Annotated in this window: 24 protein-coding genes; 18 read left to right on the plus strand and 6 right to left on the minus strand. The window is 30.7% G+C overall.

Features of this window, described 5'->3' with window-relative positions; translation table 11 throughout:
• The first annotated feature begins 236 nt into the window (after positions 1 to 236).
• From L992_RS05775 to L992_RS05815, 9 genes are all read left to right on the plus strand, one after another.
• Positions 237 to 866 (plus strand): polysaccharide deacetylase family protein, encoded by a 630-nt coding sequence (locus L992_RS05775; RefSeq protein WP_047382937.1) that lies wholly within the window; start codon positions 237 to 239, stop codon positions 864 to 866.
• A gap of 182 nt (positions 867 to 1,048) precedes the next feature.
• Positions 1,049 to 1,249 (plus strand): cold-shock protein, encoded by a 201-nt coding sequence (locus L992_RS05780; RefSeq protein WP_047382936.1) that lies wholly within the window; start codon positions 1,049 to 1,051, stop codon positions 1,247 to 1,249.
• Positions 1,250 to 1,495: 246 nt separating this feature from the next.
• Positions 1,496 to 2,848, plus strand: coding sequence for a magnesium transporter (mgtE, locus tag L992_RS05785; RefSeq protein WP_047382934.1), 1,353 nt, complete (start codon positions 1,496 to 1,498; stop codon positions 2,846 to 2,848).
• Between the two features lie 238 nt (positions 2,849 to 3,086).
• Positions 3,087 to 4,427, plus strand: coding sequence for a YjiH family protein (locus tag L992_RS05790; RefSeq protein WP_047382931.1), 1,341 nt, complete (start codon positions 3,087 to 3,089; stop codon positions 4,425 to 4,427).
• Between the two features lie 99 nt (positions 4,428 to 4,526).
• Positions 4,527 to 5,306, plus strand: a complete 780-nt coding sequence (locus L992_RS05795; protein ID WP_047382929.1) for a transporter substrate-binding domain-containing protein — start codon at positions 4,527 to 4,529, stop codon at positions 5,304 to 5,306.
• Positions 5,307 to 5,314: 8 nt separating this feature from the next.
• On the plus strand, positions 5,315 to 6,106 hold the full coding sequence (locus tag L992_RS05800; protein WP_047395000.1) for an amino acid ABC transporter permease: 792 nt from the start codon (positions 5,315 to 5,317) through the stop codon (positions 6,104 to 6,106).
• Positions 6,096 to 6,815 (plus strand): amino acid ABC transporter ATP-binding protein, encoded by a 720-nt coding sequence (locus tag L992_RS05805; RefSeq protein WP_047395004.1) that lies wholly within the window; start codon positions 6,096 to 6,098, stop codon positions 6,813 to 6,815. Before L992_RS05800 ends, L992_RS05805 begins: the two co-directional genes overlap by 11 nt.
• A 61-nt stretch (positions 6,816 to 6,876) precedes the next feature.
• Entirely contained in the window at positions 6,877 to 7,611 is a 735-nt protein-coding gene (locus tag L992_RS05810) for a potassium channel family protein (RefSeq protein WP_052191742.1), read from the plus strand.
• 11 nt (positions 7,612 to 7,622) lie between these two features.
• Positions 7,623 to 9,929: a patatin-like phospholipase family protein gene (locus L992_RS05815; protein WP_047395007.1), complete on the plus strand. Its 2,307-nt coding sequence runs from the start codon at positions 7,623 to 7,625 to the stop codon at positions 9,927 to 9,929.
• A gap of 50 nt (positions 9,930 to 9,979) precedes the next feature.
• On the opposite strand, the gene L992_RS05820 is transcribed toward L992_RS05815, so the two are convergent.
• The 4 genes from L992_RS05820 to L992_RS05835 are packed head-to-tail and all read right to left on the minus strand — an operon-like array spanning position 9,980 to position 15,175.
• On the minus strand, positions 9,980 to 12,223 hold the full coding sequence (locus L992_RS05820; RefSeq protein ID WP_047395009.1) for an alpha-galactosidase: 2,244 nt from the start codon (positions 12,221 to 12,223) through the stop codon (positions 9,980 to 9,982).
• Positions 12,224 to 12,234: 11 nt separating this feature from the next.
• Positions 12,235 to 13,467: an ABC transporter substrate-binding protein gene (locus L992_RS05825; protein ID WP_047382921.1), complete on the minus strand. Its 1,233-nt coding sequence runs from the start codon at positions 13,465 to 13,467 to the stop codon at positions 12,235 to 12,237.
• A 17-nt stretch (positions 13,468 to 13,484) separates the two neighbouring features.
• A complete protein-coding gene (locus L992_RS05830; protein WP_047382919.1) occupies positions 13,485 to 14,303 on the minus strand; it encodes a carbohydrate ABC transporter permease in 819 nt (272 codons plus the stop codon).
• Positions 14,303 to 15,175 carry a carbohydrate ABC transporter permease gene (locus L992_RS05835; RefSeq protein WP_047395012.1) on the minus strand — a complete coding sequence of 291 codons (873 nt, stop codon included), beginning with the start codon at positions 15,173 to 15,175 and terminating at the stop codon, positions 14,303 to 14,305. Before L992_RS05835 ends, L992_RS05830 begins: the two co-directional genes overlap by 1 nt.
• 301 nt (positions 15,176 to 15,476) lie before the next feature.
• On the opposite strand from L992_RS05835, the gene L992_RS05840 reads away from it, so the two are divergent.
• From L992_RS05840 to L992_RS05850, 3 genes are all read left to right on the plus strand, one after another.
• Positions 15,477 to 16,472: a LacI family DNA-binding transcriptional regulator gene (locus tag L992_RS05840; protein WP_047382917.1), complete on the plus strand. Its 996-nt coding sequence runs from the start codon at positions 15,477 to 15,479 to the stop codon at positions 16,470 to 16,472.
• Positions 16,473 to 16,590: 118 nt separating this feature from the next.
• Entirely contained in the window at positions 16,591 to 17,958 is a 1,368-nt protein-coding gene (locus L992_RS05845; protein ID WP_047395014.1) for a glycoside hydrolase family 32 protein, read from the plus strand.
• 180 nt (positions 17,959 to 18,138) lie between these two features.
• Positions 18,139 to 18,360, plus strand: coding sequence for a DUF6485 family protein (locus tag L992_RS05850; protein ID WP_047395016.1), 222 nt, complete (start codon positions 18,139 to 18,141; stop codon positions 18,358 to 18,360).
• 36 nt (positions 18,361 to 18,396) lie between these two features.
• Here the strand turns inward: L992_RS05850 and L992_RS05855 are convergent, their stop codons facing one another.
• Entirely contained in the window at positions 18,397 to 19,515 is a 1,119-nt protein-coding gene (locus L992_RS05855) for a replication initiation protein (RefSeq protein ID WP_047382914.1), read from the minus strand.
• A 242-nt stretch (positions 19,516 to 19,757) separates the two neighbouring features.
• Between L992_RS05855 and L992_RS05860 the strand changes: the two genes are divergently transcribed.
• The 6 genes from L992_RS05860 (at position 19,758) to kduD (ending at position 25,379) form a co-directional block, all read left to right on the plus strand.
• A complete protein-coding gene (locus tag L992_RS05860) occupies positions 19,758 to 20,072 on the plus strand; it encodes a PTS sugar transporter subunit IIB (RefSeq protein WP_047395018.1) in 315 nt (104 codons plus the stop codon).
• A gap of 15 nt (positions 20,073 to 20,087) precedes the next feature.
• The gene (locus L992_RS05865) at positions 20,088 to 21,419 is read left to right on the plus strand and encodes a PTS sugar transporter subunit IIC (protein ID WP_047395019.1); all 1,332 of its coding nucleotides are present in this window, start codon (positions 20,088 to 20,090) and stop codon (positions 21,417 to 21,419) included.
• A 52-nt stretch (positions 21,420 to 21,471) separates the two neighbouring features.
• Entirely contained in the window at positions 21,472 to 22,821 is a 1,350-nt protein-coding gene (locus L992_RS05870) for a 6-phospho-beta-glucosidase (protein ID WP_047382908.1), read from the plus strand.
• Between the two features lie 189 nt (positions 22,822 to 23,010).
• The gene (locus L992_RS05875) at positions 23,011 to 23,682 is read left to right on the plus strand and encodes a GntR family transcriptional regulator (protein WP_047395021.1); all 672 of its coding nucleotides are present in this window, start codon (positions 23,011 to 23,013) and stop codon (positions 23,680 to 23,682) included.
• A gap of 33 nt (positions 23,683 to 23,715) precedes the next feature.
• A complete protein-coding gene (gene kduI, locus L992_RS05880) occupies positions 23,716 to 24,552 on the plus strand; it encodes a 5-dehydro-4-deoxy-D-glucuronate isomerase (RefSeq protein ID WP_047382901.1) in 837 nt (278 codons plus the stop codon).
• Between the two features lie 65 nt (positions 24,553 to 24,617).
• Positions 24,618 to 25,379: a 2-dehydro-3-deoxy-D-gluconate 5-dehydrogenase KduD gene (kduD, locus tag L992_RS05885; protein WP_047382899.1), complete on the plus strand. Its 762-nt coding sequence runs from the start codon at positions 24,618 to 24,620 to the stop codon at positions 25,377 to 25,379.
• A gap of 51 nt (positions 25,380 to 25,430) precedes the next feature.
• Here the strand turns inward: kduD and L992_RS05890 are convergent, their stop codons facing one another.
• Positions 25,431 to 26,072, minus strand: a complete 642-nt coding sequence (locus tag L992_RS05890; RefSeq protein WP_047382897.1) for a GntR family transcriptional regulator — start codon at positions 26,070 to 26,072, stop codon at positions 25,431 to 25,433.
• Positions 26,073 to 26,083 lie beyond the last annotated feature (11 nt).

Raw genomic sequence — 26,083 nt, forward strand, 5'->3', positions numbered from 1 at the left:
TTATTTCAAATCGAAAATCTTTATCCCTTTTTAAGGAATTGGACCTATTTTTCATCTTTAGTTAACAGATTCTTTAAATTGAATCTATTATAATACATTCTTTTGCAAAAAGATATATGTTTTCTGAAAAAAAATAAAACTTTTTTTCAAAAATTGAAAAATAAAAAAATAAAAAAACTATATAAAAAATAGCAATTGTGGTATAGTTTTTTTAGAAAAAAATGGGGGGATAAATAATGAGAAAGTATTTAATAGCTCTGTATTTTATTGGGGTTTCAGCTTTGTCTCAAAGTGTGGATATGAAAAGAATAGCGTTGACTTTTGATGATGGACCTAAGATTAAGGTTACAGAACAAATATTGGACGTCTTAAAAGAGAACGAGGCAAAAGGGACATTTTTTATTGTGGGTGTAAATGGAAAGAGGTATCCGGAAATTTTAAAAAAGATTTATAACGATGGACATCAGATAGCCAATCACTCATATAATCATCCAAATTTTAAAAAAATATCAATTGAAGATGTAAAAAAAGAATTAGAGGATACAAATAAAATTATACAGAAAACAACAGGTGAGAGTGTAAAATATTTTAGACCTCCATATGGATCGCTCGCAAAATCGCAGAAAGAGGAAGTGAGAAAAAATCTAGGAATGATCTCTGTTATGTGGAATATTTGTCCTCAAGATTGGGAGAAAAAATTTGATTCAGAATATATCGCAAAGTTTTTAGTAGAAAATGCAAGGGATAAAGGAGTTATTTTACTTCATGACTATGAAAAAACAGGCGAAGCTCTAAAAATTGCGATTCCTATATTAAAGCGTAATGGGTATGAGTTTGTAACGATTGATGAACTATATAAAAGATAAATGAGAAAGATAAAAAATAAAAACATTTACTTTTTGATAGAAACGTAGTATAATAATACTAGATTAATAATATGAGTTTTAAAATTTTTAGAAGAGAAACCATTGGTAACTTGAGTTTGTTTAACCTCTGATTTAAAGATTAAGATTTGTAGAATTATAAAAAATAATTATGGAGGTATCAAATGAAAGGTACAGTTAAATGGTTCAACGAAGAAAAAGGATTCGGATTTATCACTGGTGAGGACGGGAAAGATGTATTCGCACACTTCTCTCAAATCAAGAAAGATGGATTCAAGAAGTTAGTAGAAGGAGAAGAAGTTACTTTTGACGTAGTTCAAGGTGACAGAGGACCTCAAGCTTCTAACATCGTAACTGTAAAGTAATGATATTTAAGGACCTTAGAACTTAGTTCTAAGGTCTTTTTGTTTTTTGTAAAAATATAAAACATTTACTTTTTATTTAATAAAAGGTATAATTTATAGGCTATACAAGCAAAATAAATCGAAGGAGAGAAAAAGATGGACAGTTATCCCAAACGCAATGTGAAAAATAACAATTTAATATTCGTTTGTAGAGGAAAGGTCTAGAATTTTTCTTCGTTTTTCCTCTGCAAAAAACAAGGAGGAAAGATGTTTGAAACAAAAGTAAAAGAACTTCTATTAAAAAAGGATTTAAAATCTTTAAAGGAGGTTCTAAATTGTGAAACTCCGATTAATATTGCTGAATTTATTGAGAATAACGATGAAAATGAAAAGGATATGATTATTCTTTTTAGATTGTTACACAAGGATATTGCAGCAGAGGTATTTGCAAATTTAGATACCGATGAGCAAATTAAAATTGTGAGTTCAATAAATGATGATAAGTTACAATCACTATTAGAAGAGTTATACTTCGATGATATGATTGACTTTTTAGAGGAGATGCCTTCAAATGTTGTAAAAAGAGTGCTTGAGAACTACAAGCATGAAAATCGTTCTTTGATTAATCAATTCCTATCTTATGAGGAGGATTCAGCAGGAAGTTTGATGACTATAGAATATCTATCTTTGAAAAGTAATTGTACTGTAAAAGATAGTATTAAACATATTAGAAAATACGCTGAAGAACTTGAAACGATAGATGTAGCTTATGTTATAGATAGCTATAAAAGATTAGAAGGACAGATAACCTTAAAAAAACTGTTATCATCTCATGATGATGAAATGATTGAAGATATTATGGATAAGAGTGTTTTATCTGTAAAAACATCGACAAATCAAGAAAATGCAGTTACTTTGTTTAAGAAATATGATTTGACAGTTTTACCAGTAATAGATAAAGAAAATATTTTAGTAGGAATTATAACAATCGATGATATGGTTGATGTAATAGAAGAGGAAAATACAGAGGATTTCCAAAAGATGGCTGCAATGGCGCCAAGTAAAGAGGAGTATTTAGAAACTCCAATATTTGATTTAGCTAAAAATCGTTTAACTTGGTTACTTGTATTAATGGTGTCAGCTACATTCACAGGATCTATAATAAGTAAATATGAAGAGATAATTGAGCAGATGGTTGTATTAGCAGCAGCAATTCCGATGTTAATGGATACGGGTGGAAATGCAGGATCTCAATCATCAACTCTTATTATAAGAGGAATGGCTTTAGGAGAGATAAAAATAAATGATTATTTAAAAGTTGTATGGAAGGAGTTAAGAGTTAGTCTAATTGTTGGTTTAGGATTAGGTGCAGTGAACTTCTTACGTATGAATTTTATATTGAAGCAAGATTTGAAAATGTCACTACTAGTTTCAGTAACTTTAGGTGTAACTGTAGTTATAGCAAAACTTGTAGGTGGACTTTTACCAATAGGTGCTAAAAAGTTAAACTTAGATCCAGCGATAATGGCAGGACCTCTAGTAACGACAATTGTAGATGCATTAGCATTAGTTATTTACTTCTATTTAGCGATGACACTTTATAGTGATGTATTGAGATAAAAAAAATAAATTAAATATTGACAAAATAATAAAAATGTTTCATAATGCATTATAAAAAATTAAATATTAGTTCACCTTTACAAATGAGCCTAAGGCCGACGGCAAAGATGTTGTAATCCTGTGAACAAAAATATTGTGACGCTGCCATAACAATATTGTGAAATTTTGTTATTTTTTATTAGTTATTAAAGCGTACTTTTGTACGCTTTTTTTTATTTAAAATATAAGGAGGAGGATAGTGGTAATCAATACTTTTAAATTCGGATTTTATTCTTTTGTAGGAATTTGGCTTTTCTTGGTACCGATGGTAATTGGAGGAGAGTCAGGGATGTTGTTAGGACACATCAAGAGTCATATAGTAGAAAGGTATGATGATATAGTGAAAATAGTGACAGCAGGATTCGCTGTGGTCACAATCTTTGGAACTATCTTAGGAATGAAAAGAAAAACTTTTAATGATAAAGTTTTAGACGGATTTTTTATAAGTAGTAAATTTGTTGCTGGAATAAGAATATTAGGGGCTTTAACTCTAATTTTAATAACATATAATTTTTTACCAGAAAGTTTGAGTAGAGTTGTTGCAGATGAAGCAACGGGACTTATGATGATAGATGAGTTATTGCCAACAATATTAGTAACATTTTTTTTAGAGGTTATGCTTATACCACTACTGACTTCTTTTGGGTTGGTTGAATTTATAGGAACTTTGATAGCCCCTTATATGAGAAAATTATTTAAAGTTCCAGGCTATGCAGCAATTGATGCTTTAGCATCATTTGTTGGAGATGGAACGATAGGAATTGTAGTAACAGATCAACAATATGAAAAAGGATACTATACACAAAAAGAAGCAGCTATTATAGCAACATCATTCTCGTTAGTTGGAATTTCATTCGCAATAATGATGGCGGATTTGCTTAGATTATCACATATTTTTGGATATTTTTATGGAACAATAATAGTATGTACAATTTTAACTGGTGTTGTGATATCTAGAATGCCTTTGAAAAAATTTAAAGATAGGTATTATAGAGAGGGAGAAGCTCCAGATGAGAGAGATACAAGTATGAATTATGCTATCAGATTAGCTTCGGATGTAGCTGGAAAAACGAAAGCTACGAAAGTTTTAAGAGATTCTTTTATAAAAGTATTAACGATATATGTGACGTTTACTCCTGTAATAATGCTTGTAGGAACAATTGGTTTAGTACTAGCTGATAAAACAAACTTCTTTCAAATAGTTACAGCGCCGATGGTTCCATTTTTAGAATTCATAGGCTTTGAAAGAGAGATAGCTCAATACATGGCTCCTTCTATGATAATAGGAATAACTGATATGTGGTTACCGGCTGTCTTTATAAAGGATTGTCCAAGTGAATTGGCTAGATTTGTTATTGGAGGATTAACTTTTTCACAGTTGATATATTTTAGTGAAACAGGAATTATTCTTATGAATTCAAAAATTGGATTTAATTTTTTTGATGTTATGAAAATCTTCTTTTTAAGAAGTATAGTTGCATTTCCGATGATATATGCAGCAGGATTATTTATGTTGAAGATAGGATTGTTAGTAAATTAGAGTTTAAAAATCTAAAATATAAAAATAGAGGAAATCTTCCCTTTATTTAGAAGTAGAATAAAGCTATAAAAATAACTTTTTACATAAAGGGAGGAATTTATGAAAAAAATATTGTTTTTTTTAACTTTAATTTTAGGAAGTTTAACATTTTCTCAAAGTCAACCTTTGATAGTTGGAATGGAACTGGCTTATCCACCATTTGAGATGTCAAATGAGGAGGGAAGACCAACAGGAATAAGTGTAGATATGGCTTATGCCTTAGGTGAATATTTAGGAAGAGATGTAATCATAGAAGATATGGCTTATGGAGGGCTGATTCCAGCTCTGAAAACAAAAAAAATAGATATAATCATCTCTTCAATGTCAGTAACAGAGGAGAGAAAGCAATCTGTTAACTTTTCAAAGCCATATGCTAAAAGCTATTTAGCAATGTTAGTAAATAATAAATCTGGGATAACAAAAGCGAGTGATTTAAATATAAAAGGGAAAAAAGTTGCTGTAAAAAAAGGTACGAGTGGACATACTGTAGCTCAAAAATATTTCCCAAATGCAGAGATTATGGTTTTTGACAAAGAGAGTGCAATTATATTGGAAGTTTCTCAAGGTAAAGTTGATGCTTTTATATATGACCCTCTTACAATTTATAAAAATTGGTCAAGAAATCAAGAGACAACAACACCTTTATTAGAGCAGTTTGAAACAGAATCTCAACCGTGGGCAATAGCCTATAGAAAAGGTGAAGAGGATTTAGGAGCTCAAATAGATGAGTTTATAGTAGAGTATAAAAATAGTGGAAAGTTTAATGAGTTAGCTGATAAATATTTAGGTGAGGAGAGAGCTTTCTTTAAAGAGAAAAATGTCCCTTTCTTCTTTGATTAGGAGATGGTATGAGTATACTAAAAACTATATTTTTTAAACCTGAAAAAGAAACAGAAAATTTATTCGTGAAATGGTTCAATATAATTTTAGTGACTATATTAGTTTTAGGAATTTTTCATTTTGCATTTAGTAGTATCGATTATCCGTATAATTGGAAGGGGATAATTGAAAAATATAGATATAAATTCCTTTTAGGATTTAAAATGACATTAGTAATCTCTGTATTTTCATTGGTTTCTAGCTTTTTAATTGGAACACTTTTAGTTTTGGGTCAAAGAGGGAGATTTTTGCCGACATATTATTTTGCAAAAGGATTTACAGAGATGATAAGGGGAACTCCTTTAATCGTTCAGATATATCTTTTCTACTATGTAATAGGAACAGCTTTTGGTATAAATAATAGATATGTTATGGGAATTTTAATAATGGGAGTTTTCTCGGGAGCATATGTTTGTGAAATTCTCAGAGGTGGAATTGAAAGTATAGATAAGAGTCAGCTAGAAACAGCAAAAGCGCTAGCTTTTACAAAGGCTCAAACATACAGATATATAATTTTACCACAGGTAATCAAAAGAGTGATGCCACCATTGGCGGGACAATTTGCAAGTTTGATAAAGGATTCTTCTTTATTGTCTATAATTGCTGTGAATGAGTTTACTAAAAATGTTCAAGAGGTTGATTCATTGACATTTTCACCTATAGAAAATTACTGTATTTTAGCAGTAGGATATCTTATATTGACATATCCTATATCTCATCTTTCGAAGTATTTAGAGAGGAGGTATAACTATGGAAATTAAGATAGAAAAACTATCTAAAGCTTTTGGAAATCAGATTGTACTGAATAAACTTGATTTAGATTTAAAATCAATTCACTCTTTGGTTATAATAGGCCCGTCTGGGGGAGGAAAATCAACACTTCTTAGAATATTAGCTGGATTAGAATCCCTAGATAGTGGAAGAATAATTTTGAATGGAGAAGTTATTCCTGAGACAGAGGAGAGCCTTCATGAGTATAGAAAGGGGATTGGTGTTGTATTTCAAGCGTTTAATCTTTTTCCTCATCTAACAGCACTTGATAACATTTTGTTGCCGTTAGAAAAAGTTCATAAGATAAATTCAACTGAGGCAGAGGATCGTGCGTTAAGACTACTTAAAAGATTTGGACTTTTTGAACATAGAGATAAGTACCCCCACCAACTTTCGGGAGGGCAACAGCAAAGAGTTGCAATTGTTAGAGCGATGGCTTTAAAACCAAAAGTTTTATTGTTAGATGAACCCACATCAGCTTTAGACCCAGCTTTAACAAAGGAGATTTTAGAAGCTATAAAAGAGCTGAGAAAAGATCAAAAGGATATGGTTTTAGTAACTCACGAGATGGAGTTCGCCAGAGGAGTAGCAGATTATGTAATCTTTGTGAGTGAAGGAAGAGTTGTTGAGATGGGACTTCCAGATTCAGTTTTTCATAATCCAAAAACAGAAGAACTTCAAGAATTTTTAAAAGCGTAGAATATAAAAAGCATAGTTTTACTATGCTTTTTTCATATACTAAATAACAATAGGAGAGAAAATGAGAATATATAATAAAGAGCAGATTTTACAATTCTTAAAAAATTCAGTGACAGCGGGAAGTGTTTCAATTTTAATATCATTTTTTGCTCATTTGATGGTAGAGAAAAAAATAATACTAATAACGATAACTCTAAGTTCTATAAAAATATTTTTTAGTATTTTACCACTAGTATTTTTGAGGCAAAGGAATTTTTTATTTAAAGATGGTCCTTTAAAAGCGACAGTTTTAATCTTATATTATTTAATTTTAGTACCAATAATTAACTTTTCCTTAGGTTTAAATGAAAACGATAGTTTAAAATATTTTTTCTATTTTCTATCTTTCTTAAATGTGATACTATTAATACTGTCTCATGTGATTTTACTAAAATATGTAGTTACTGATTTTTTAAGGAGAAGAAGAAGAGTAGTAGCTTCAGATGTAATTGTTGTAATTACAACATATATAACTATAGCGATAAGTTTTGGATTATTATTTACTATTCTAACTCTATTTAGTGATAAACCAGTATTTAATGGTATAGATCGTAGTTTAGGGGCTTTTCATTTTTACTTTAAACATATCTATTTTAGTTTTATTACAATCACGACAATAGGATATGGGGATGTCTATCCTCTAACAGCATTATCACAATTTCTTGTAGTGGTTGAGATAATAACAGGACTTATACTTACAAATGTGATTCTTGGACTGGTTATTGGTTCTGGAATTTTGACATCTAAAGAACAATAAGGAGAGAAATAATGAAGGTTTTGAAAAAAATAGTACTATTTTTTCTAATTAGCTTATCTATTTTTGCTTCTCATTCACCTAATAGAGTTAACTCTAAAGAAGCGAAGGTAAAAGAGATTGAAAGGCAGATTGAAGAATTAGAATTAAAGAGAAAGAATTTAGAAAATCTAAAGGCCACATTTTTGAAAAGTAATGATGAGAATAGGCCCAAAGTTGGATTGGTATTGAGTGGAGGAGGAGCGAAGGGTGCTGCCCATATAGGAGTGCTAAGAGTTCTTGAAAAGTATCAGATACCGGTTGACTATGTAGTAGGAACAAGTGCTGGAAGTATAATTGCAGCTATGTATTCAGTAGGATATACTCCAGATGAGATAGAAAAAACAGTTACTGATTTACAATTTTATGAACTATTTAGAAATGCATCTAATAGAGATTTAGAAGGGATTGTTCGAAAAACTCAATCGAATAAATATCCTCTTACAATTTCATTGAATGAAGATTTCAATTTGTCTCTTCCAATGGGAGTTTTAAATGGAGAGTATATCTATTTAGAGTTGAAAAAAATATTTGCAAGAGCAGAGGGAACAAAAAATTTCGAAGAGTTTCCAATTCCATTTAGAGCGATGACAACAAATCTACAAACAGGAGAGTCTGTAGCTATAGATAGTGGAGATTTAGCTTTAGCAACATTGAAAAGTATGGCTATACCAACATTTTTAGATCCTATAAGAGATGGGGGTAACTACTATGTTGATGGTGGAGTTGCAGATAACTTCCCAGTGATACAAGCTATAAATATGGGAGCAGATGTTGTTATAGGTGTTGATATAGCAGCGGATCCAATAGTTATAAGTGATAATTCAAATATAGTTCAAATACTTGATAAATTATCAAGTTATATGGGAACTGAAAAAACTCAAACTCAAGCACATCTTCCAGATATCTTGATAACACCAGATGTTAAAAAACATAGTACTTTAAACTTTGACAATCTATCGACTTTAGTCCAAGAGGGAGAGATAGCAGCTGAAAGCTTAGATTACGCACTTGTGAAATTAACTGATGAAGCAGAGTTTGATAAAGTGAAAAAAGAGAAAGAAAGTTTTGCTAAAAAAGAGTTTATAATAAAGGATATAAAAATATCAGGAAATAACCTTCTAACAGAAAAAGAGATTCAGAAATTAAAACCTGTTGACGGAGAGATGACAGTTCAAGATTTGAATCTATGGGTTGAGAAGATATATGCTAAAAGCTACGTGGATAGAGTCTTTTATAATGTAGAGGGTGAAACTTTAAATTTAACAGTAAAAGAAAGAATGGATACAAAATTAAAAGCGGGAGTATTTTATATTTCCAATTATGGAGCTGGATTAGAAGCAGTGGCAGAAGTGCCTGTATTTAATAAATTCAATCTATCGCAGAAGAATTATACATTAAAAACAGAGTTTTCTAAATATCCAAAAATTTCATTAACAGATATGACACAGTATGATTTCTTAAATCATAAGTTAATCGTTTCGGTAGATTTAGGTTATGGATTAAACCCTATATTCTTATATCGTGATGGAGATAACGTATCGACATATAGAAACGATACATTTACAACAAACTTGTCAGTAGGAACAACGATATTTAACAATATAATAGCTGGATATACTTTAGGATTTAAAAATATGGATACATACTATGATTCTGGAGAAAAAATCCAGAATTTCTCAGAGTTTAAAAAAGATGGAAGTTATATATCAAATACATTCAGCTTCTACTTTGATACGATGAATCAAGCAGAGTATGCGACAACTGGTTCTAATGGATTGTTACAGTTATTCTCAGAATCAAATACAAAATCAGGTGAAACTTACGAAGGATATTCGGCTATGGCAACAAAGTATTTCAGCTTAAGTAAAAATTGGTCACTAAATACTGGAGTTCGTGGTGGACAGATGTATAACTCTGAAAATACACCGTTATCTGAACTATTTAGTATAGGTGGTTTAAGAAATAATCCTATGGGAAGAAGTTATTCATTTGTAGGATTGCCTATAGGAGCAGTTTATACAGATAACTTCTTTATGGGATCAGCTGGACTGCAATACACAATAGTCCCTAATCTATATTTAAACTTTAACTATAATGTAGGAACATATAATTATAGTTCAGGATTTGAAACTAAAAATGATATCTGGGATAGAAGCGAACAAGGGTATGGAGTTGGAATTGGTTGGGACACATTCCTTGGACCAATGGATTTCTCGGTATCAAATGATGTTTTAAATGGTGGAACACTATTCCAAGTTCATATAGGATATGTGTTTTAAAAAATGAAAAAGTCAGAGTTAAATGCTCTGACTTTTCTATTTAGATAAGACTATATTTTTGAAATTTTTATCAGTTTACTTCTAAAATCTCCAAGATTTTCTAAACTTTTAGGGTTATGTGCATCTAATCCAACTTTTCTAAATTTAATTCCAGAACTCATAAGTTCATCACCGTAGAAAACTTTTCCTAAGATATCTTCGTTTTCTATAGAGTATTTAAAATCAGGATTTAATCCAGCAGCAAAAGCAGAATCAAAACCAGGATTTGGAATAGAGAGAACTCTATAAACTCCTAAGATAGCTTCAGATTGATCTTTACTCACCATAGCCCAAGATATATTTTGAAACTCATCTTCAAAAGGAGATTCTATTCTATAAAATGTCCCAAATTGTAGAAGTTCTCTATTTTCTTTAAAGAAAATAATCTGTTTTTTAACCTCTTCCATCTCTGTTGGAGTTATTTCATTCAGATCTAATTCATAACCGAAAGCACCAAAGAAAGCGACATGTGCTCTTGTATTGATAGAAGTTATTCTACCAGTTTGATGGTTAGGAACAGCCGAAACATGTGCTCCCATAGCTGAGATAGGGTAAGCTACAGAGGTACCATATTGAATTTTAAGTCTTTCAACAGCATCGGTGTTATCACTTGTCCAAATTTGTGGCATATAGTAAAGCATTCCAGGATCAAATCTATTTCCACCACCAGCACAAGATTCAAAAAGTATTTCAGGGAAAGTTGTAGTGATTTTTTCCATAAGTTTATAAACACCTAAAATATATCTATGGGCTGTTTCTCCTTGTCTTTTGCTTTCTAAAACACCAGACCAAACATCAGTCATATTTCTATTCATATCCCATTTAATGTATGAGATTTTAGAATTCTTCAGAATGTTAGATATTTTTTCAAATAGGTATTCTACAACCTCATCTCTACCTAAATCTAAGGTAAGTTGATTTCTACTTAAAGTAGGCTTTCTATTTTGAATAGAAAGAGCCCATTCAGGATGAGTTCTATATAAATCACTATCTGGATTTACCATTTCAGGTTCAAACCAAAGTCCAAATTTTAAACCAAGCTCTTCAACTTTTTTAGAAAGACCCTCTACTCCACTTTCTAATTTATCAAGATTGCTCCACCAATCACCAAGCCCAGCGGTATCTCCATTTCTAGAACCAAACCATCCATCATCTAAAACAAATAATTCAACCCCTAACTCTTTTGCTTTTTTAGCTATTTGTAAGATTTTTTCTTCATTGAAATCGAAGTATGTTGCTTCCCAGTTGTTGATAAGAATTGGTCTAGCTTTATGTTGCCATTCACCTCTAATAAGGTGGTTTTGATAGAACTTATGATAGTTTTGACTCATCTTATTTAATCCAGAATCAGAGTAACACATAACGACTTCTGGAGCGGTGAAGCTTTCCTCTTTCTCTAAAACCCAAGAGAAGTTAAAAGGATTTATTCCCATATTTAATCTAATATGATTATAATGATCTTTTTCTACTCCAGCAACAAAGTTACCACTATAAACAAGGTTAACTCCAATATATTCACCTTTGAATTCATCGGCTCCATTTTCTTTTAAAGCTATAAAAGGGTTGTTGTTAGAGCTACTTGCGCCTCTTTTACTATCAATAGTAATTTTATTTTGATTTATGGTGTTAGTGACAATATTTCTTTCTCTAGCCCAAGCTCCAGAAAGATGTAGAAGTTCATATTTTTTCTGATCTATATCCATACTGAAACTTAAAAATCTTTCTAAAGTTAAATCATCATCGCCATTATTTGTGATACTAGAACTTCTAGTTATAATAGGAAAATCCCTATATATAGAATAAGTTAAAACAATCTCAGAGCTTAAAAGTTCATCTCGAAGAGTGATTTTTAAAGTTTTAACTGCATTTTTTTCTGAAATATATGTATGAGGAAGCCCATTTAAAGAGGGTTTTTCATCTAGAATCTCATATTTAGAAAATTTGAAATTAGTGACTCTACTTCCATTTTTTTGTAGAACAACATAAGCTGGTTCTTTATAATCTCCTGTTCCAAAAGATGGAAACTCTTGTTTTAAGCTATCTAATGCAAATCCAGATACACCATCAATCTGTTCTGGAGTATAAGGAACTTGGTGTTCAAAAATTTGAAGCATATTTGAAAAATTATCTTTATGATGTAATCTTTTTCCAAAATAAAGATGACCAAGATCTCCATTGTCTAAAACTTTTAAAATATAACTGATAGAATCATTTTGTAAATGAAACTCAGAATTAGAATTAACATATATATTCATTGTAGTTGCTCCTATTTATTTTTTAGTTTATCAAAATCCTCTTTCATTTTTTTAGAGGCTTCTTCGACAGTAAGTTGACCAGAGATTATACCAGCTCCAATAGAGCAAAGAGTTTCCCAAGCTCCACTAGGTAGATACTCTCTATCAAAGAATCCAACATATTGATATTTATCTCCTAAATCATAGCTACTTTCAAACTCTCCAAGGTCACTTTTAGCATTTGTAAGACCAGTTGGCAAAACGTTAGCTGTTGCCATTTTAGAGATATTTTCAGGCTTAGCAAGATAGTCTAAAAAATCTAGAGCTTCTTTTTTATTTGGAGAATCTTTCCAAACACCAAGAGCCATTCTTTCACCTGTTATAAAGTATGATTTTTGATCTCTCTCTTTTGTTGGTAATGCAATAAAATCCATTCTTGCATCTGGATTATAAGTTAAACCTTCTCTAATCATTGATGTCCCAAAGAAAAGAAAAGCCGCTTTTCCAGTTCCAAGGGCTCTAGCTGCATCATTTCCAGTCAGTGCATCTTTATTAATATATCCATTGTCTTTTAAAGTTTTTATAAATTCACCTGTGATATTCCAAGCTTTTTCATCAAATACTCCATTTTTTAGATTTTCTCCTTGAGGATTTTCGTTTGTTAAAATAATCAATCCAGGTGCAATCCAATCATATATATTTCCGATAGAAGCGGAATCTTTACCACCTAAATAGATGGGAGTGACACCAGTATTTTTTATTTTTTCTAAAGCGAGAAGAAAATCATCAGTTGTTTTAATAGCTTTAGGGTCAACTCCAGCTTTTTCTAGAACATCAAGATTATATGGTAACCCAACAATATCTATATCTAAAGGTAGAACATAAAACTTTTCGTTCATATCAGTGATAACAGGTTTTATAGCAGGACTTACATATTGTGCCCACTCTCTATCATTAAGAGGTTCTAAATATTCTTTGTATCTGTTAATAGACCAACCATGAGTTCCAAAAATATCAGGCAAAGAATTTGTAGCCATTTTAGTTTTCATAGTTTCTTCATAGTCAGAGCTTCCAGGAATAAAATCGATTTTAATCTCTGGATTAGCTTTCGTATACTCATCAATAATCTCTTGAAGAGCTACAGAAGAGGGCTCTTGAGCATGAGAATTACTTGTGATAACTAAAGTTTTTTGAGGTGTATCATCAGATTTATTACAACTTAAAAACAAACCTGAAAGAGCTAAAGATAAAATAATTTTTTTCATAGATAATGTCTCCTTTTTTATTTGATTGAACCACTTGTCATTCCAGCAATAAAGTATCTTTGTAAGAAAATATATAAAGTAACTATTGGTAAAACTGCTATTATCGCTCCAGCTGCAGCCGCTCCTAAGTTAGAAGATGAGTGACTGAAAAATGAAGAGATAGCTAAAGTTACTACCTTCATTTTAGGTGATTGAAGCAGATAAACTGAGAATTGATAGTCATTCCAAATTCCAACTCCAGTTAAAATAACTACTGTTGCAGTTATAGGTTTTAAAAGGGGAAAGATTATTGTATAAAAAGTTTTAAATTGACTACATCCATCAATCATTGCAGCTTCCTCTAGCTCTCTAGGTATTGTGTGTATAAAATTACTGTATAGGAAAATACTTAGAGGCAGATTGAATGTTGTTAGTGTTAAAATAATTCCCCAGTAAGTGTTTACACCATGAATTTTTGTCATGATTGTCAATAGTGGCACTAAAATACTTAGAGGTGGTACCATCATAACTGCTAAGATTAGATTTAAAACAATTTTATTAGTCATAGTTTTATGACGAGCTAACGGATAAGCAGCCATAGCTCCAAGCAAAGTTATCAAGGCGATTGAAAGCGCTGTTATAAAGAAACTGTTTCTCATAGCTAATAAAAGCTCTGCTTTTTCAAAAGCGAAAGAGAAGTTTTCAAAGAAAAACTCTTTTGGTAAAAACCATCTCGAGCTTAAATCACTCTTCTTTTTTAATGAAACAGTTAAAGATATATAGATGGGGATTAGATGTATGAATCCCAATATGAAAACTAAAAGACTAAAACCTATTTTTTTAAGATTTTTTTTCACTACAGCTCACCCTCTTTTACAGTAAATCTCTTTTGAATAATAATAGTTACAGAAACTATGAAAATAAACAGAACAAGTCCCATTGATGAGGCATATCCAGCCATTTGTGATCTAAAATATGAAACATTTATAAGTGTTGATAAAGAGTTCGAAGCATATCCTGGCCCTCCATTTGTTAAAGCCTTTATTGTGTCAAATAGTTTCAATCCGCCGATAAGGTTTAGAGTAAAACTAGTTATGATAGCTGGCTTTAAAAGAGGCAGAGTAATATATCTAAATTGTTGAATGCTACTTGCTCCATCAATATTTGCAGCTTCATAGTAAGATTTTGAAATAGATTGAAGCCCAGCTAAGTATATAATCATTGAAACACCACAATATTGAAGAGTGTTCACAGCAACAATAATCCAAACACCATAAGATGGATTTCCAAGCCAATCTTTAGGATCTAGATTAAAGAAAAGAAGAATATCATTTAATGCTCCATCGCTATATTGGAATATAAAGTACCACATGTAACCCATTATAAGACCAGAAATTAAAACCGGTAGGTATATTATAGCTCTAAGTAGATTTCTTCCTTTAAAATCTCTATTCAATAGAAGAGCATAACTAAGACCTAAAAATTGTTGAAAAAGTGTACTTCCTAATCCGTAGATAAGAGTATTTTTAAAGGCTATATAGAAATTAGCATCTAAAAATAGTCTTTTATAGTTATTGAAACCAATATAGTTAAAATTTTGAGAAAATCCATTCCAATCAGTAAAGGAAATTCTTATTCCATGTAGAAATGGGTAGAAAACAATACCTATAAAAAGAGCCATAGCTGGCCAATACATATAGTTAATCGTATTTAATTTTTTTAAACTCATAAATATTCTCCTTTGAATTTTATTTGTTTTCTTACTTTGTGAAAGCGTTTTCATGAAAATGTAAAAAAATATAATTGTTCACTTAAAGTTTATAAAGTCATTTATATCACATAAAGTTTAAAAATTCAACAATCATTTTATTTTTTTAAATAAAAATTATAATTAGGTATTGATTTTACAAGAGGTTATAGACAAAAATAAATTTGAAAAATAAAAATTGTTGAAAAAATAAAATTTTAGTAATATAATAAAAACAAATTTTGAAATAGGTATACGATTTCATGAAAAAGGGAGTTGTTTCATGGTAAAGATGAAAGATGTTGCTTTTAGAGCACAAGTGTCACAGGCGACAGTCTCTAGAGTAATAAATGGAACTAGTTATGTAGAGCCTCAAACAAGACAGAAAGTTTTAGAGGTTATAGCAGAGTTAGGGTATAAAGGAAATAGTGCTGCAAAATCTCTTTCAAGTAGAAAGAGCTCAATAATAATGGTAATTTTACCAGATATAGTAAATCCATATTTTTCAGAGATGCTGAGTGTAATAGAAGATGAAGCTTATCAAAGTGGATTTGAGGTTATGTTTATGAATAGTCAAGGTAATACACATAAAGAAAAAAAATTAGTAGAAAATTCGTTAAAATATAACCCAGCAGGGGTTTTAATCTCACCTTTAGACGGAGATATTGCTTATTTGAAAAAATTCTCTGAAGCAGGAATTCCTGTAGTTACAATTTCAACCCTAACAGAAAGTTTTTCTGGAGTTGCTATAGATCATAGAGTTGGAGGAGAGCTATTAGCTAAACATTTTGGAAGTTTAGGTCATATAGATATAGGTTATATAGGAAATAAAGATGAGAAATTTGAAGGATTTAAAGATGGATTACAAAGTTTAAACATCCCTTTGAAAAATAAAAACTGTATAGAGTTTTATAATTACTCGTCTGGGAATTTAAAAGAGTTAGTTTTTGAAACTATGGAGAAACATTTAAAAGAAAATGGAGAATTTAAATTTAGTGCAATATTCACAGGAAATGATATAGTGGCTATGGAGGTTATTAACTTCTTTAGAGAGAAAGGTATAAAAGTACCTGAGGATATTGCAGTAGCTGGATTTGATAATATAAGTTTTACAAACTATTTATCGATAACAACGGTAGCACAGCCAGTTAGAGAGATTGGATTTTTAGCTTTTGAAAAATTGATAAATGAGATGAAATCAGGAGTTAGAGATTGTAAACATACAAAGATATTACCAAGATTGATTCCTAGAGATACAACTGTAAAAAAGATAGTTTAGTAAAAATTAAAGATAAGAGAATTCTTATCTTTATATTTTAAAATCAAATGTAAACGTTTTCATATTTTCTTAATAAATTTCATAAATATTAAAATAAAAAATAATAAGGAGAAAATTGATGAGTAAAAGACCGTTATTCCATTTTACAGCAGAGAAAAATTGGATAAATGATCCAAACGGATTATCATATTTCAATGGAGAATATCATATGTTTTATCAACATAATCCAGAAAATTGCTATTGGGGAAATATGACTTGGGGGCATGCTAAGAGTAATAATCTTTTTGATTGGGAATATTTACCTCATGCACTTCATCCTGATTCTAAAGAATTTGGAGATATAGATGGATGTTTCTCGGGAAGTGGATTGGTAGAGAATGGAGAGCTTTATCTTTTTTATACAGGGGTAAAGATGCTTACAAAGCAAGCTAATCAATTTGGGAATACAATAACTATAGGACCAGATGATTTGGTTCCTACTCAAATTTTAGCTAAAACTAAAGATGGTGAAAAATTTGAAAAGCTAGAGAAGATAGAGCTTTCTATTCCAGAGGAGTGTTCAAAGGCTCATGTGAGAGATCCAAAAGTTTGGAAAAAAGGTGGGTTTTGGTATTTAGCAATAGGAGCTAAGGACAATGAGGGTGGAAAAATTTTGATATACTCTTCTAAAGATATGAGAAGGTGGGAGCTTTTTAGTAAAATTTCAGAGAAAAATATGGGGTATATGTGGGAGTGCCCTGATTTATTTGAGATTGGTGGAAAGGATTTACTTATGTTTAGTCCAGAAGGGGTCTCTGAGGATGGACAAAAAAGTATATCTGGATATTACTTAGGAGATTTCAACTATGAAAATGGCGGGTTCGAACACGAAGAGTTTCAAAGAGTTGATTATGGTTTTGAATACTATGCACCACAGAGTTTTGAGGATGAGAAAGGAAGAAGGATTATTATAGGGTGGTTAGTAGGTCATGCTCCTTTAGATGGAGAGGGGTGGAATGGAATGATGACACTTCCACGAGAGGTAAAATTAAGAGATGGAAAAGTTTCGACTTTGCCTGTAGAGGAGTTAAAAGACTTTAGAAAAGAAAAAATAGCAGAGTTTTCAGAAATTTCTAAAGCTAAAAACTGCTATGAAATTGAGTTGAGATTAAAAAAATTAGATGACTTCAGTATGACTCTATTTAAAGATGGAAGAAATGGATTGAAGTTAAGTTACTTTAAGGAGAGAGAATCTTTCGTTTTAGATAGAGAGGGTGTTATAAATGGATTTGAACCTCTTACAACTTTTGGAACTTTAAGAGAGTGCAAAATTTCTGAAAATAAAGAGATGAATTTAAGAGTAATAGTTGATAGGTGTGTTGCAGAGATATATATAAACGATGGCGAAAAGGTAATGAGTGCCGTTGTAAATCCTAGAGATAACCAAATTGAGATAGAGGTTTTAGGAGAGATTTTATCGAAAGAGATTTATATTTTAGAAAAATAAATAAAAATTGACAGAGATATTTTTTTATGATATATTCTGTATACAAAATTAAAAAATAAATAAAAATGAACTGTCACCGGACAGCGAACTTGTAAAAGTTCATCTTTATCTCTTTAGGTCTTAGTAGAGGTAATGATGAGCTTTTTTTTTTTAAATTTATTTAAAATTAGGAGGAAAAATATGAATGCAAAAGATTTTTGTAGCTGTACAGATCACAAATGTCCATTACACCCAGTAAATCATGATAAAGGGTGTGATCTTTGTATTATCAAGTGTTTAAAAAAAGACGAAATTCCATCTTGCTTCTTTAAAAAAATATCTTTAGAGAGACCTGAGAATGAGGATTATACATTTAAAGGATTCAGTAACTTTGTAGAAAAACACTGCAAAGTAGAGGAGTAAATGGAAAGGGGCTGTCACTGCCTCTTTCCTAAAAAATTAAAATAAGTAAATTTTAACAATAGATTCATCTCCATTTTTCCAATTTATAAAAACAGAGAAATCAGAGTTTTTAAAATGTAAAATTTTGTCATCTTTTAAAAGAAAAAGACTTTGAAGGAACTTTTCGCAAAAAACAGAGGTATCTAACATAATTCCGGGTTTTATTTTTTCAAGTTCATGAGTGAAGCATTTTTTTAGCTCTTTTGGAGAGCTAAAAACTTTTTTTATATATACAACTGGTTCAATATCTTTTAAATCTAACTTTTTAAAACTCGCTTTTAAAACCTCATCAAAAGTAAGTGCACTTTTTTTATAGAGTTGCTTAATTTTAAAACAAGTTTTATATGTGATATCATACCCATGGTTTTGAATACCATTTTTTAAAATTGAATAAACCTCAGCAACATCTTGCAAATCACTTTTAATCATAAATAGTATACTTCTCAATTTCAAATCTTCATCAGCTTCCCACATCTCGTCTTCAAAATAAAAAGCAATAGCAATGACTTTATTATTTAAATTGCATCCAATTTTAACTTTATCATATCTGATTTTATAAGAGGCTTCTAAATCTTTAAGCAAAGGTTTTAATACATTTTTTTCAAAGTCAAAAAAACGTTCATATTTATTCTCTGAATTTAGAATATCTTTAAAATCTTCTAGCTTCACTTCAAATCGTTTTTTTAAAATAAAATTTTTAATGAAATAGCTATAAAATTTATATGTTGGCTTATTTGAAAAACTGTATAAAATTTTTATATATTTTGAATATTTAACCTCTTTAGGCAGATGAATAAAAGTTATCTTATTAGATATAAGATATGAGTTTATAAGATTAAAAGCTCCTAAAATATCATCAGATGAATCATTGAAATTATATAGAATAGATTTTTTAGATAAACGTTCTAAAAACAGGTTGGTTTCTTGTAAGTCCAACTTTAGAAAGTTTAAAATTTCTTCAGTAGGAATTTGAACCTTTAAATCATCTAATTTTAAAAATTTTTTTAGTAGATAGTTTAGAAAAGTTCGTTCAGTTTTATTCAGATTCGAATTTAAATCAAAGCTAAAGTTAGCATTATTTATTCTTTTATTAAAATTTTCCAGTTGATAATACATAAATTCCTCCATTTTTTAAAAAAAATTAAATTTTTTTAATATTTTTTTCTAGAAAAAAAGTTAAACAAACGAAAAAGAGATATTTATTTTGATTTCTTGAAAATATTATAAGCTAAAACAGACGAAAAACAAAGCTAATTTTTGCAAATTTGACAAAAAATGTAATCAAGTGGTATCTTAATAACAAGAACAGAACAAAATATGTGAATGAAAATATAAAAAATATTTGGAGGTAAAGAATTATGATTAAAATTTTACTAGCATGTAACGCAGGAATGTCGACAAGTTTATTGGTTAACAAAATGAAAAAGATAGCAGCTGAGCATAAGTTAGAAGCTGAAATAAAAGCAGTTCCAGAGATGCAAGCACCAGATCATTTCAATGATATAAATATACTTTTACTAGGTCCACAAATTAAATTCTTAGAGGAAAAGATGATAGGATTAGCAAATGGAAGATTTCCAGTTCTTACAATAAATACTCAAAAATATGGAATGATGGACGGTCTTGGAGTATTAAAAGATGCCATATTAGCAATAAAAGAGTTTAAAAAATAGAAAGGGAGTGTACAGATGAAGATATTTGAAAAATTTAATAACTTTTTAAATAAATACTTTGTTCCAGTAGCTAATAAAGTTGCAGCTCAAAGACATGTAATAGCAATAAAAGATGGGGTTGTAGCAACAATGCCATTAACTATAGTAGGTTCACTATTTTTAATTTTAAACTTCTTACCAATTCCAGGTTATAGTCAGCTTATAGAAGCGAGTGGAATGGGAAGATATTTCTCATACATATCTACAGCTTGTTTAGGTATTGTAGGTTTAGTAGCGGCATTATCAGTAGCTTATAGAATGACAATTGGATTTGGAATGCCTGAGATGGCACTATCAAATGGAATAATAGCAGTTGCAAGTTATTTTGTAACGATGTTTCCAACTGTTATGGATGGAAAGATGGATACATCATATTTAGGAGCTAAGAGTCTTTTTGCAGGGGTTATAATATCACTTATAAGTGTTGAAATAATAGTGAAAATAGTAAAAAAAGGCTTTGTAATAACTTTGCCAGAAAGTGTTCCACCAGCGATATCAAAAACTTTTATGTCGCTGATACCTGGAGTTATAGTAATCAGTTTCTGGGGATTAATTACGGCGGTTATTCTAAATACAAATTTTGGGAACTTCCACGACATGATAACAATTTTAGTAGGAACACCTTTAAGATTTGCAAGTGCATCTTTGCCTGGACAAATTATGGTAGTACTTTTAACAACTATATTATGGTGTGCAGGGATTCATGGGGCAACTATAGTATCTGGAATAATGGACCCTATTTGGTTGGAAAATACTATGCATAACGCTTCTTTAGCGGCTGCAGGAATAGAAAATCTGTATTCAAATGGATATATAATCTCAAGTGCAGCTTTTGGAGATATGACAATGAAGTTAGGTGGAAGTGGTTCTACAATTGGATTTGTACTTCTAATGCTGTTTAGAGCTCGTTCGAAGCAGTTAAAAGAGGTTGGAAAGTTATCAATAACACCATCGTTATTTAATATAAATGAACCTGTAATATTTGGTACACCTATAGTGATGAATCCACTACTTATGATTCCGTTTATTTTAAATCCACTTTTAATAACATTAATAAGTTGGTTCTTAATGAAATGGGATATTGTAAAAATACCATTCTCAATGGTACCTTGGACAACACCACCTGTGATTGCAGGATTTTTATCAGCAGGATTCTCTGTTTCAACAGCTTTGTTAGGAGTATTTAGTATTTTGTTATCAGTAGTAGTATTTTATCCGTTCTTTAAAATCTATGATGCTCAATTAGCTGCATCTGAAAATGAGGTTGAAAAAGAGGAAAGCTTAGAATCATTATTAAGTGAGTTATAATTAAAAAGTTAAATATAAAATATAGAATTTAAAACATAGGAGGAACAAAATTATGAAAAAGCCAGTAAAAATAGTTACAATTGGTGGGGGATCATCATACACTCCAGAGATAGTTGAAGGTTTTATAAAAAGATACAATGAACTACCAATAAAAGAGCTTTGGCTAGTTGATATAGAGGATGGAAAAGATAAGTTAGAAATTGTTGGAAATTTAGCAAAAAGAATGGTTCAACAAGCTGGATTAGCTGATAAGATGTCAGTACATTTGACTCTTGATAGAAGAGAAGCTTTAAAAGATGCAGATTTTGTTACAACACAATTCAGAGTAGGATTATTACAAGCTAGAATAAGAGATGAAAGAATTCCTTTAAGATATGGAATGATAGGACAAGAAACAAATGGAGCTGGAGGGTTTGCTAAAGCTTTAAGAACAATTCCTGTAATTTTAGATATTTGTCAAGATATGACAGAGCTTTGTCCAGATGCGTGGTTAGTAAACTTTACAAATCCAAGTGGAATGGTAACAGAATCAGTTTTAAAATACTATCCTAATATAAAGGTAGCAGGACTTTGTAATGTACCTATTGGAGTTAGAAAATCTGTAACTGATGCATTAGGAGTTCCAGATGAAGAGATAGAGTTAGTATGTGGAGGATTAAATCACTTCTTCTGGGGAAGACAAGTTTTACATAATGGAGTAGATAGAACAGAGGAAGCGTTAGGAAAGATACTTACAGATATTGAAAACCTACCAGCGAACTTAAGACATGGAAAACCTTGGATTAGAGAGCAAATTATGGATTTAGGAATGATTCCTTGTGCATATCATAAATATTACTACTTAACAGATGAGATGCTAGCAGATCAATTAGAAGAGATAAGAAGTGGAAAAGGAACAAGAGGAGAGCAAGTTAAAAAAGTAGAGAATGAGTTATTTGAATTATATAAAGACCCTGAACTAAATGTTAAACCAAAACAGTTAGAGCAAAGAGGAGGACAATACTACTCTGATGCAGCTTGTGAATTGATAAATTCAATATACAATGATAAAGGAACAGTAATAGTTGTTTCAACTAAAAATGAGAATGGTCTAATTGATTGTTTGCCAGAAGGATGTGCAGTAGAGGTATCTGCAAAAGTGTACAAGGATGGAGTTAAGCCGTTCCCACAAAAACCTATGCCATTAGAAGCTAGAGGGATTTTACAACTTATGAAAAACTTTGAGCAATTGACAATAGAGGCTGCTGTTACAGGAAACTATGGGAAAGCACTTCAAGCTTTAACAATAAATCCTTTAGTTACGAGCGGAGCAGTTGCAAAGACTATTTTAGATGAAATAATTAGAGAGAACTGGGATTATTTACCGAAATTCCATAATGCAATAGATAGATATAAATATTAATTTAAAGAGTGGATAACCACTCTTTTTTTGTTTAAAAAAAACTAAAATAGAACAATTTTTTGAGATGTGATTTATTTTTTTTATTGAAAAAATAATTGACAAACACACTGTATAATTGTATACTAAATTTAAAATCGTATACAATTATAGCGATTGTTTAATTTAATGAAGAGTATTAAGGAGTAAAAAATGTCGACAAAAAATAATACAGAAAATATATATGAAGAGTTAAAAGAAAAAATAATGAATTTAGAATATAAACCAGGTCAAGTTATAACTGAACAGGAAATAAGTACAAAATATGGAGTTTCAAGAACTCCAAGTAGAGATATTTTAAGTAAACTGAATTCAGCAGGTTTAATTGAAAGTGTCCCATTCAAATCAAGTTACGTAAGCTTATTAGATATGGATATAATAAAGCAAAGTATCTACATGAGAATAGTCATAGAGTTACAAGTTATAAAAGATGTAATAGAGATTTTAGATGATAGATTTATAGCTCAAATGGAGTATAATTTAAAGCTTCAAGAGTTATTGCTAAAAAGAGAGTTTGAACCAAAAGAGTTTTATGAGTTAGATTGTGAATTCCATAAAGCTTGGTTTGCAGCAACAAATAAACTATTTGTTTGGGAGCAGATAGAAAAAGCACAGATTCACTATAAGAGATTCAAAATGCTAGATATTATTGGGGTTAGAAATTTTGATGCTATTTATGAGGATCATAAAATGCTAGTAGAAATAATAAAGGAAAAAAATGTTAAGAAAGTTGAAAAGGTTATAAAGGCTCACCTTAACAGTGGAATAAATAGATTACAAGAGTTAATAAATGGGGAGTTTTCACATTATTTTAATGTAAAATAAGACTAAATTAAAAGATAAAAGGGAGTGTAAAAAATGAAGTTAGATGTAAGATATGCAAATCATCCTGAGGATTCAAAGCACTATACTACAGAGGAGTTAAGAAAGCACTATTTAATGGAAACAGTTTTCGTTGCTGATGAAGTTAATCTTGTGTACTCTCATGTTGATAGAGTGATAGCAGGTGGAATTATGCCGATAGAAACTGAAGTGAAACTAGAAGGATGTAAAGAATTAGGTTCTGAATTCTTCTTAGAGAGAAGAGAGCTAGGAATAATCAACGTTGGAGGAGCTGGAAAAGTAGTTATCGACGGTGTTGAATATAATATGGAAGCAAAAGATGGATTATATGTAGGTATGGGAAGCAAGGAGTTAGCATTTACTTCTAATTGTAAAGATAACCCTGCAAAGTTCTATATCAACTCATCACCAGCACACGTGACATATCCAATCGTAAAGATAGATAGAACAACAGCTAATAAAGTTCAATTAGGAGATTTAGAAAACTCAAATAAGAGAACTATATTCCAATATGTTCATCCAGCTGTGTGTAAGTCATGTCAACTTGTAATGGGAATGACTGAACTTGATCCAAACAACATGTGGAACACAATGCCTTGTCACACTCACGAAAGAAGAATGGAGGTTTACTTCTACTTCGATATGGATGAGAACTCAAGAGTATTCCACTTAATGGGGCAACCAAATGAAACTCGTCATATTGTAATGGCTAATGAGCAAGCTGTAATATCTCCATCTTGGTCAATCCATTCAGGTGTAGGAACAAAGAACTACACATTCATCTGGGGAATGGCTGGAGAAAACCAAACGTTCACAGATATGGACCATGTTCCAATGAACGAAATCAAGTAAGATAATAATTAAATAAAAAAATAAAAAGATTATACGACATCGTTAGGTTAATTTAGGAGGGAAAAATGTTAAATATGTTTAATTTAGAAGGAAAAGTTGCAATGGTAACTGGTGGAAACGTAGGAATCGGAAACGCACTTGCAATGGGGTTAGCAGCAGCAGGAGCAGATCTATTCATCTTTACATATAATGATGATAATATGGAAAATATGATAAAAGAGGTTGAAGCACTTGGAAGAAAGGTAGCTTACGCAACTGGAGATTTATCGAAAGAGGATGTAGCGATGGAAGCTGTATCTAAATGTATCGAAGCTTTTGGAAGAGTTGATATTTTAGTAAATAACGCAGGAACAATCAAAAGATCACCACTATTAGAGGGACCTAACTCAGACTGGCAACAAGTTATCGATTTAAACTTATCATCAATCTACTACTTAAGTAAAATGGCAGCTATTGAGATGAAAAAGCAAGGTGGAGGAAAGATAATAAATATAGCTTCAATGTTATCATTCCAAGGTGGAAAGTTTGTTCCATCTTACACTGCAAGTAAGCATGGAGTTGCAGGATTAACTAAGGCATTTGCAAACGAGTTAGCAGTAGATAATATCCAAGTAAATGCAATTGCACCTGGATATATTGAAACAGCAAATACAGCACCAATCAGAGCTGATCAAAAGAGAAATGATGAGATTTTAGGAAGAATACCAGCTGGAAGATGGGGACAAACTTCTGACTTAGTTGGAGGAGCGGTGTTCTTATCATCAAAAGCGGCAGATTACATAAACGGACACATCTTAGCGATAGATGGTGGATGGTTAGTAAGATAGTATAATTAAAAAGGACCTTTCGGTCCTTTTTTGATTTACTTTTGTTTTCCGTTAGTCAATTAAACTGTAGAAAAATCCTTCTTTAGCTTTTAAATTGTGATTTTTCAACTCTTCAATAGCTGCATCTAAATTGTCATTTAAAATAAAATCAATGATATTCATATGCTCTTTTATTGCCTCAAATCTTCTAATAGGAGGTTGAGGACTTAAATTTCTAATTCTCATATTATGTTCGTAAACATTTTCCATCATCTTGATAATATAGTCATTAGCACAATTTTTAAGAATAAAAATATGTAGCTCATTATCTAAGTTATCAAGACTTTGTTTCTCTTCAGACGTTAAAATCTCTTTACTTGAAAATTCTAAAAATTTATTTTTTAAACCTAAAAGATAATTCTTATCAATTTTGAAAAAAGCCATTTTGAGTATGATAGGTTCTAAGTTGCTTCTAACTTGAAAAATGTCGTTGATCTCTTTTATTGAAATATTTTTAACAAACATCCCTTTTCTAGGAACGATACTAATCCATCCCTCTTGTTCGAGTTTGTTGATAGCTTCTCTAACAGGAGTACGACTAACTTGTAGTGATTTAGATAAAAAATCTTCATCAATTCGTTCATTCGTTTTTAGTTTACCAGAAATAATTAATTCTTTAATCTCTTCGTAAGCCTTCTCTTTTAAACTTTTCATAAATATAACTC

The sequence above is a fragment of the Cetobacterium sp. ZOR0034 genome (genome assembly GCF_000799075.1).
Taxonomy (GTDB): domain Bacteria; phylum Fusobacteriota; class Fusobacteriia; order Fusobacteriales; family Fusobacteriaceae; genus Cetobacterium_A.

Excerpts from the sequence above, each read along its gene's own strand:
- L992_RS05795 (WP_047382929.1), top strand. The coding sequence starts at position 4,527 with ATGAAAAAAATATTGTTTTTTTTAACTTTAATTTTAGGAAGTTTAACA.
- L992_RS05810 (WP_052191742.1), top strand. The coding sequence starts at position 6,877 with ATGAGAATATATAATAAAGAGCAGATTTTACAATTCTTAAAAAATTCA.
- mgtE (WP_047382934.1), top strand. The coding sequence starts at position 1,496 with ATGTTTGAAACAAAAGTAAAAGAACTTCTATTAAAAAAGGATTTAAAA.
- L992_RS05820 (WP_047395009.1), bottom strand. The coding sequence starts at position 12,223 with ATGAATATATATGTTAATTCTAATTCTGAGTTTCATTTACAAAATGAT.
- L992_RS05825 (WP_047382921.1), bottom strand. The coding sequence starts at position 13,467 with ATGAAAAAAATTATTTTATCTTTAGCTCTTTCAGGTTTGTTTTTAAGT.
- L992_RS05840 (WP_047382917.1), top strand. The coding sequence starts at position 15,477 with ATGGTAAAGATGAAAGATGTTGCTTTTAGAGCACAAGTGTCACAGGCG.
- L992_RS05865 (WP_047395019.1), top strand. The coding sequence starts at position 20,088 with ATGAAGATATTTGAAAAATTTAATAACTTTTTAAATAAATACTTTGTT.
- L992_RS05805 (WP_047395004.1), top strand. The coding sequence starts at position 6,096 with ATGGAAATTAAGATAGAAAAACTATCTAAAGCTTTTGGAAATCAGATT.
- L992_RS05780 (WP_047382936.1), top strand. The coding sequence starts at position 1,049 with ATGAAAGGTACAGTTAAATGGTTCAACGAAGAAAAAGGATTCGGATTT.
- L992_RS05890 (WP_047382897.1), bottom strand. The coding sequence starts at position 26,072 with ATGAAAAGTTTAAAAGAGAAGGCTTACGAAGAGATTAAAGAATTAATT.
- L992_RS05875 (WP_047395021.1), top strand. The coding sequence starts at position 23,011 with ATGTCGACAAAAAATAATACAGAAAATATATATGAAGAGTTAAAAGAA.
- L992_RS05775 (WP_047382937.1), top strand. The coding sequence starts at position 237 with ATGAGAAAGTATTTAATAGCTCTGTATTTTATTGGGGTTTCAGCTTTG.
- L992_RS05860 (WP_047395018.1), top strand. The coding sequence starts at position 19,758 with ATGATTAAAATTTTACTAGCATGTAACGCAGGAATGTCGACAAGTTTA.
- L992_RS05855 (WP_047382914.1), bottom strand. The coding sequence starts at position 19,515 with ATGTATTATCAACTGGAAAATTTTAATAAAAGAATAAATAATGCTAAC.
- L992_RS05845 (WP_047395014.1), top strand. The coding sequence starts at position 16,591 with ATGAGTAAAAGACCGTTATTCCATTTTACAGCAGAGAAAAATTGGATA.
- L992_RS05835 (WP_047395012.1), bottom strand. The coding sequence starts at position 15,175 with ATGAGTTTAAAAAAATTAAATACGATTAACTATATGTATTGGCCAGCT.
- L992_RS05815 (WP_047395007.1), top strand. The coding sequence starts at position 7,623 with ATGAAGGTTTTGAAAAAAATAGTACTATTTTTTCTAATTAGCTTATCT.
- kduD (WP_047382899.1), top strand. The coding sequence starts at position 24,618 with ATGTTAAATATGTTTAATTTAGAAGGAAAAGTTGCAATGGTAACTGGT.
- L992_RS05850 (WP_047395016.1), top strand. The coding sequence starts at position 18,139 with ATGAATGCAAAAGATTTTTGTAGCTGTACAGATCACAAATGTCCATTA.
- kduI (WP_047382901.1), top strand. The coding sequence starts at position 23,716 with ATGAAGTTAGATGTAAGATATGCAAATCATCCTGAGGATTCAAAGCAC.
- L992_RS05870 (WP_047382908.1), top strand. The coding sequence starts at position 21,472 with ATGAAAAAGCCAGTAAAAATAGTTACAATTGGTGGGGGATCATCATAC.
- L992_RS05800 (WP_047395000.1), top strand. The coding sequence starts at position 5,315 with ATGAGTATACTAAAAACTATATTTTTTAAACCTGAAAAAGAAACAGAA.